This is a genomic window from Azospirillum sp. B506 (assembly GCF_000333595.1).
Taxonomy (GTDB): domain Bacteria; phylum Pseudomonadota; class Alphaproteobacteria; order Azospirillales; family Azospirillaceae; genus Azospirillum.
The window spans coordinates 1-1188 of record NZ_BADK01000466.1 but is presented as its reverse complement, the minus strand read 5'-3'; the positions used below and the strand labels follow the sequence as shown (position 1 = coordinate 1188).

The 1188-nt window shown below is 59.3% G+C and carries 2 tRNA genes and 2 rRNA genes; all 4 read left to right on the top strand.

Annotation, left to right across the window (positions count from 1 at the left end):
- Window positions 1-305, top strand: a 16S ribosomal RNA gene (locus I71_RS38795); the annotation flags it as partial.
- Between the two features lie 112 nt (window positions 306-417).
- Window positions 418-494 (top strand) — tRNA-Ile (locus tag I71_RS14030).
- 29 nt (window positions 495-523) lie between these two features.
- Window positions 524-599 (top strand) — tRNA-Ala (locus I71_RS14025).
- A 291-nt stretch (window positions 600-890) separates the two neighbouring features.
- Window positions 891-1188 (top strand): 23S ribosomal RNA (locus tag I71_RS14020); the annotation flags it as partial.

The window sequence follows — 1188 nt, the reverse complement described above, 5'->3', positions numbered from 1 at the left end:
CATGGCGGTGACGTGGGAAGCGAAGTCGCGAGATGGAGCCAATCCCCAAAAGCCGTCTCAGTTCGGATTGCACTCTGCAACTCGAGTGCATGAAGTTGGAATCGCTAGTAATCGCGGATCAGCACGCCGCGGTGAATACGTTCCCGGGCCTTGTACACACCGCCCGTCACACCATGGGAGTTGGCTTTACCCGAAGGTGGTGCGCTAACCCGCAAGGGAGGCAGCCAACCACGGTAAGGTCAGCGACTGGGGTGAAGTCGTAACAAGGTAGCCGTAGGGGAACCTGCGGCTGGATCACCTCCTTTCTAAGGAAGCCGACCTCAGCGGTCCGGCACCTCAGCCACAAAGGCGCATCTCTGCCGCCGCCGGCGCATCCCTTCTCACGGTTCTCGACGCATCTCCAAGCGAGGTGCGGACGGGCTAGTAGCTCAGTTGGTTAGAGCGCGCGCTTGATAAGCGTGAGGTCGGAGGTTCAAATCCTCCCTGGCCCACCATGTTTCAGGCGATGGGGTTCGACCATCGAGGGGGCATAGCTCAGTTGGGAGAGCGCCTGCTTTGCAAGCAGGAGGTCGTCGGTTCGATCCCGTCTGCCTCCACCAGTTTCCTGGTGTTGAGCGTGGAAGATCGGCCGCCCGATTTTGAGGACCGTTGGAAGGAACCACAACACGGCAACGTGAACAGCAACGAGCGCGCAGCGCTCGTTGCTGTGTCCCTAACGGGACGGGATCATGGACAAGTGAAGATGAAGTGCAAGTGACCGAGGACGCTCCTCGGCCGGGCCACAAGCCTGGCTGGGAGTAGCATCGAACGGCGGAAACAGTTGGCCCTGTCGGTCAACTCGCGAGCAGGCTTGTTCCTGCGCGTGGCGCAAGTGTTTTCGTTGGAGTTGAGATCAAGCGTCTGAAGGGCATCTGGTGGATGCCTTGGCACTGAGAGGCGATGAAGGACGTAGCACGTTGCGATAAGCTTCGGGGAGCCGCGAGCAGGCTTTGATCCGAGGATTTCCGAATGGGGAAACCCACCGCGCAAGCGGTATCCCACGCTGAATTCATAGGTGTGGGAAGCGAACCCGGCGAACTGAAACATCTAAGTAGCCGGAGGAAAGGACATCAACCGAGACTCCGCTAGTAGTGGCGAGCGAACGCGGACCAGGCCAGTGATTGCTTCTACATAACCGGAACCGTCTGG